Source organism: Asticcacaulis sp., assembly GCF_027484505.1.
Lineage (GTDB): Bacteria > Pseudomonadota > Alphaproteobacteria > Caulobacterales > Caulobacteraceae > Asticcacaulis.
Genome location: NZ_JAIXSV010000237.1, coordinates 1 through 5,663, shown reverse-complemented (window position 1 = coordinate 5,663; position 5,663 = coordinate 1). Strand labels below are relative to the sequence as shown.

Genomic DNA, 5,663 nt, shown 5'->3' with positions numbered 1-5,663 from the left:
CCTTCACCCGCCGCCTCTTCCATCAAAGCTCACCCAAAAATACCTCATCTAATTGATTCTATTATCAAATATCGACTAAAAAGTCACGAGAAACGATGGCTATCTGGGAAATATGGGATTAGACGTGTCAGGTGCTCTCTCGGGCACGCAACTGAAAGCCCAGATCAATCATCTTACGCGGCACCGGGTCGCCTTCAATCAGTGCCAGAAGCATGCGGGCCGCTTCAACGCCGACCTCGTAGCGCGGGGTTTTGATAGTGGTCAGCGACGGCACGGTGCATTCGGAAATGGCCAGATCGTTGAAGCCGGCAACAGCCAGTCGGTCCGGCACGGCGATCCCCTGACGCAGGCATTCAAACAAGGCCCCCTGCGCCAGGTCGTCATTACAGAAGAAGACGGCATCGGTATCCGGAGCCTGCTCCAGCAGGCGCTTCAGCAGGACAGCGCCCAGCGCGACCGATGACTGGTCCGGCACCAGAAGTTCGCGGTGCGACTCATAAAGCCCCGCCTTGATAATCGCATCGCGATAGCCGCGGTTGCGCGCCAGCGTGCGCGGATCGAGCTGCGAGGCCACAAAGGCGATGCGCTGGCGACCCCGCGACAGAAGATGCTCGGTCATGGTCTGGGCGGCGGCTTCCTGCGAAAAGCCGACGCTGTAAGCCCCTTCGCGCTCCGACAGCTCCATCATGTGCACGATGGGAATCCCGGCCTGTTCCAGCAGACGACGGGTCGAATCGCGATGATTGAAACCGGTCAGCAACATGCCATCGGGCGCAAAGGCCAGATAGGCGCGGACCAGCGCCTCTTCCTCCTCGGCCGAATAGTGGTTGACGCCCATCAGCATCTGATAGCCGTGCTCACGAAAGACCTTTTCGATACCGGTAACGGTTTCGACAAACACCAGATTGCTGAGCGAGGGCACCAGAACCGCGATATTCATCGAACGGTTCGACGCCAGCGCACTGGCCGCGCGATTGCGCACATAGCCCATATCGTCGGCCGCCTGCTGGATGCGACGGCGCAGATCTTCCGAGACTTTTTCCGGATGGCGGAAGGCGCGTGACACGGTGATGGCCGAGACACCGGTTAATCTGGCGAGGTCTTCGAGGGTCGCCCGACCCGTACTGGAGGCGCGTGAGGCCAATGTGACACCCTGTGACAGTCTGCGAAGCGGAACTTTTGCTAAGCCATACCATCGAATCTCAAAGACTGGCAATGATAGCGCTGTCATTTTTTATTCAGACAACAAAAAGTTGGAGCGCTGTTCATGTCCTCGCCTGAACCTCGGCCCGCAAATGAAATTTGGCCGCGCCATTTTCGCAGACAAAATCATAACATTGAATTTAAAAGATATTTCTTTCACACCCTTCCCTTTTCTCCGGCCCATCCTGCGCGAGGCTTGACAGGTAGCTGCTATCCGATTTACCAATTGTCTGACCGGTAGCTGCGTTACGAAATGTTAGCGCTGTCATTGGTGATAAAAAATCTGACTGGGAAACAACGCCAACGGCCGGTCATTGGACTGTGCCGTTTATCTATCCATCGCAATGGTATCGCTATCAGACGCCTGATACGCGTAAGGATAGGCCCAATACCGGGCCGCCTTCGCCCTCAGATGCTGTGCAAACCTCTGCATAGCAAAATGTTAGCGCTGACATTGGGGATTCATGTGAAGGGAAAGACACACATGCCTCTTTTCAAACGCCATATCGCAAGCTCGGTCTCAGGCCTTGTGCTGGCGGCGCTGGCCTGCGGGGCCTATGCGCAGGACGCCGCTCCGAACACGGATGCTGAGACTTCGGACGAAAGCACCATTGTCGTCACCGCCTCGCGCATCGCTACGCGCGGCTTCAAGGCCCCAACGCCGACCAGCACCATCGGCGCGCTTGAGCTGGCCAATAACGCGCAGCCCAACGTCTTTACCGCCATCGCGCAACTGCCCTCGCTTCAGGGCTCAAGCGGCGTGGCCACCAACACCTTCAGTACCTCCAGCGGACAACAGGGTCTCAGCTCCTTCTCGCTGCGCGGTCTGGGCGTCAGCCGCACTCTGACCCTGCTGGATGGTCAGCGCGTCGTGCCGGCCAATATCGGCACCGGTGCCGTGGATGTCAGCCTGCTGCCGCAACTGCTGATCAAGCGCGTGGATGTCGTCAATGGCGGGGCCTCGGCCTCCTGGGGTTCGGATGCGGTCGGCGGCGTGGTCAACTTCGTCACCGATACGCGCTTTGAAGGCTTCAAGGCCAATATGGCTCTGGGCCAGACCACCTATGGTGACGACAAGCAGGGCATCATTCAGATCGCCTTTGGCACGTCCTACCTTGATGGCCGCCTGCATACGGCCACCGCGCTGGAATATCACCGCGAACAGGGCGTCGAAGCCGGTGATTTCGGCGAAAACGCCGCCAACGGCCGCACCTGGTATCGCTCATCGACCCTCGTCAATACCGGCATCACCAATAACGGCCTGCCGCAGTTCCGCAATGTCGATCACGCCCAGTCCTATACCTATTCCAAATATGGCCTGATCACCGCCGGTCCGCTTCAGGGCATCGCCTTCGATCAGAACGGCAACCCGACCAACTTCGTCTATGGCTCGAACGGCGTGCCGCTGAAAGACGCGGCAGGGACGGTTTCGGGCTGTTATATCGGCTTCTGCGTCGGCGGTGATACCTCGGCCAATGTCGGCATCGGAGCGACGCTTCAGTCGGCCATCAACCGCCAGAACTTCTATAACCGCACCTCCTACGAACTCGACGACAATAACGAGATCTACTTCACCATCAACTTGGCCAAGGTCGGCACGCACAATCAGCCCAACCCCGGCACCACTCAGGCCGGTCTGACGATCCAGTGTTCCAATCCCTATGTGCCGAAGATCATTTCGGACGCCTGCACCACCAACAATATCACCAGCTTCAAGCTGGGGACGGTGACGCCCTTCCTGCCCAATATCCGCGTCAATACCGAGCGCACACAAGAGCGCTTTGTTGTGGGGGCCAACGGCAAGTTCAACCTGTTCAACACCGACTGGACCTATAATGCCTACTACCAGCACGGCAAGGAAACCTCGGACATCAAGGTGCGTAACCTGCTGCTGAAGGCCCGCTTCACGGCCGCCATCAATGCGGTAACGCTGAACGGAGCCATTGTCTGCACCGATCCGGTGGCGCGTGCCAATGGCTGTCAGCCGATCAATGTCATCGGCAATCAGACTCCTACCGCCGCCGCCCTCGCCTATCTGCAACCGCCCGCTGGCGCCTTCCAGCACACCGTCCAGACGCAGGACGTGGCCAGCTTCAGCGTCTCCGGCGAGCCTTTCTCGCTGTGGGCCGGGCCGGTGTCGGTGGCCTTTGGTGCCGAATATCGCCGCGAAACCTATAAGGCCGTCGCCGACCCCTATGGCAACGGTTCATCCAGCCCCTACACGGCTGAATATCCGGCCGATCCGCTGCTCAGCACCGGTGGCGGCAACTTCTACGCCGGTAACTACCGCAATGGCCGCGGCAGCTATAACGTCAGCGAAGCCTTCCTCGAATTCAACATCCCGCTGATCAAGAACGACAGCGTCGGCGAGGTCAATCTGAACACCGCCGGGCGCACCACCAACTACAGCACCTCCGGACGTGTCGAAGCGTGGAAGGTCGGCCTCACCTGGGATACCCCCTTCGATGGCATCCGTGTGCGCACCGTACAGTCGCAGGACGTGCGCGCGCCCAACCTGAACGACCTGTTCGGGCCGATCGTTTCGACCAACCTGCCGAACTTCACCAACCCGTTCACCAAGACGACGCTGACTGTGTCACAGAATCAAGGCTCGAACCCGAACCTCAAGCCGGAAATCGCCAAGAACCTGTCGTTTGGTGTGGTGCTGGTCAATCCGCAGTGGCTGCCGGGCTTCAACGCCTCGATCGACTATTACAAGATCGAGCTGACCGATGCCATTTCAGGCGGCCCCAACGCCACCCAACTGGTGCAATACTGCTTCGACGGCTCGGTGCCGTCGGCCTGTAACACCTTCAACCTGACCGGGGCCAACCCCTATGTGAACGTCGGCAGCATCAATGCCGCCTCGATCAAGACCAGCGGCGTCGATTACGAGTTCAGCTATCGCTACGCCAGGCCGTTCGGCCTGCCCGGCGAACTGACGCTGCGGGCGCTGGCGACCAATGTGCGTGACTTCACTACCATTCCGGGCCTGCCGGGCACCATCGCGTCGCAGACGGCCGGGCAAAATTCCGGCGCGACCCCGGACTGGAAGGCACAGTTCGTTCAGACCTACACGACCGAGAAATATACCCTCACCCTTCAGGAACGCTGGTTCAGCGATGGCGTGATCGGGACGCAATATGTGGTGTGTAGCACAGGCTGCCCGGTTTCGACCTCGAACAATCCGACGCTCGACAACAACACAATGAAGGGCGCGACCTATGTCGATATCGGCGGCACCTATAATATCCGCAAGGGTGTGGCCGCCTATTTCAAGGTCGATAACCTGTTCAATGTCGATCCGGAACCGTCGCCGCAGACCAATACGGGTCTCGATGTCAACCCGGCGCTCTACGATACGCTGGGCCGCTTCTACCGCATCGGCCTGCGTCTGAACTTCTAAACTTACACGACAAAATACCCGCTGCTTCGGCAGCGGGTATCTCTGTCTGTCAGTGCGGCGTCTTGCCAGACAAGGCCATGGCGGCCGCCTTCACCGCCTCTGCGGCAAGGCGGAGCGAAAGGCCGGTCAGCTCTGTCGTCTGACGACTGTCAGCGACGGGATAGCGACCCAGATCAGGCTTGAGCGTAGCGAGCGATTTGTCGAACAGTGACAAAAAGCGCGTCAGGCCTAGTGGCAATGGCTGCGTCGGGATGCGTCTGGCGTTCTGCGGCAGGATAGTCCGCAGCAGATGGCCCATTTCGGACAAGGACAGGGTATCCGCGGCGGCCAGCAGACGCTGACCCCCGACCGGCGCGGTCATGGCCTTGACGTGCAAGGCCGCCACGTCGCGCACATCGACGATGGGAAAGGCCACCGGCGGCACCGCCGGATATTTTCCCTGAATGAGCATCGACACAACGTCGAGCGACGTCCCCCAGTGCGCATCCAGCGGCGGGCCCAGTACGAGACCGGGATTGATGGCCGTCAGGTTTTGGCGGCGGCCCACTTCATCCATATAGGCCCAGGCCGCCTGTTCGGCGCGCGTCTTGGCGACCACATAGGGCGTATTCAGCGACCATTCGGGATCGGACCAGTCTTCGGGGCCGAAGGTAAAGCGGCTTTCAGCGCGCGGCGCGTACATCATGGCGGCAATCGAAGAGGTCATGATGATACGCTCGGCCCCTGAGGCGGCTTTCAGCACGCGTAAGGCGCCATCGCGCGCGGCAGGCACCAGTGCCTCACGATCAGCGGGCTGCACCAGTGGAAAGGGCGCGGCCACATGGTGCACAAAACGGCAATCCTGAACCGCAGCCTCCCAACCCTCGTCGCGCTCCAGATCGAGCGTGACGAAGCTTAGACGCTCGGTCGAAAGGCCCTGCGCCTGCATGGCCAGCCGCACCTCTTCGGCGCGTGACGGGCTGCGCACCGTGCCGCGCACGGCATGGCCCGCGGCCAGAAGCTGCGCTGTCAGATGCTTGGCGATAAAGCCACCGATACCCGTGACCAGAACCAT

3 protein-coding genes are annotated in these 5,663 nt (G+C 60.0%); 1 reads left to right on the top strand and 2 read right to left on the bottom strand.

Annotated elements, in window-relative coordinates:
• Positions 1-127 precede the first annotated feature (127 nt).
• A complete protein-coding gene (locus Q0072_RS14040) occupies positions 128-1,144 on the bottom strand; it encodes a LacI family DNA-binding transcriptional regulator (RefSeq protein ID WP_298331271.1) in 1,017 nt (338 codons plus the stop codon).
• A gap of 543 nt (positions 1,145-1,687) precedes the next feature.
• On the opposite strand from Q0072_RS14040, the gene Q0072_RS14035 reads away from it, so the two are divergent.
• Positions 1,688-4,609: a TonB-dependent receptor gene (locus Q0072_RS14035; RefSeq protein ID WP_298331269.1), complete on the top strand. Its 2,922-nt coding sequence runs from the start codon at positions 1,688-1,690 to the stop codon at positions 4,607-4,609.
• 49 nt (positions 4,610-4,658) lie between these two features.
• On the opposite strand, the gene Q0072_RS14030 is transcribed toward Q0072_RS14035, so the two are convergent.
• Positions 4,659-5,663, bottom strand: coding sequence for an NAD-dependent epimerase/dehydratase family protein (locus Q0072_RS14030; RefSeq protein ID WP_298331267.1), 1,005 nt, complete (start codon positions 5,661-5,663; stop codon positions 4,659-4,661).

Bases quoted from the DNA above. Each gene is read 5' to 3' on its own strand.
- Q0072_RS14035 (WP_298331269.1), top strand. From the start codon at position 1,688: ATGCCTCTTTTCAAACGCCATATCGCAAGCTCGGTCTCAGGCCTTGTG.
- Q0072_RS14030 (WP_298331267.1), bottom strand. From the start codon at position 5,663: ATGGTTCTGGTCACGGGTATCGGTGGCTTTATCGCCAAGCATCTGACA.